At 69.2% G+C, this 299-nt stretch carries 1 protein-coding gene; it reads right to left on the bottom strand.

Annotated elements, in window-relative coordinates; translation table 11 throughout:
• Positions 1-299, bottom strand: a 299-nt coding sequence (locus GV790_RS29735; RefSeq protein WP_445668763.1) for an ABC transporter ATP-binding protein, incomplete at both ends; no start/stop codon positions are given.

Consider the following 299-nt stretch of genomic DNA (forward strand, 5'->3'; position numbering starts at 1 on the left):
CCTGCTGGCCGCCGCCGCACCTGGGCGCGCATCGCGCTCACCGAACGCCGGCCGGCCACCAGCGACGGCGCCGAATCGACCAGACGCCGGGTGTATTCGTGCTGCGGATCGCGCAGGATCTCCAGTGCAGGCCCCGATTCCACCACCCGGCCGCGATACATCACCGCCAGATGTTCGGCCCGCTCGGCGGCCAGACCGAGGTCGTGGGTGATCAGCAACATCGCGGTGCCGAGCTGTGCGGTGAGATCATCGATGTGGTCGAGGATCTGGCGCTGCACGGTGACGTCGAGGGCTGAGGT

It is taken from the genome of Nocardia cyriacigeorgica (assembly GCF_010858045.1).
GTDB lineage: Bacteria > Actinomycetota > Actinomycetes > Mycobacteriales > Mycobacteriaceae > Nocardia > Nocardia cyriacigeorgica_E.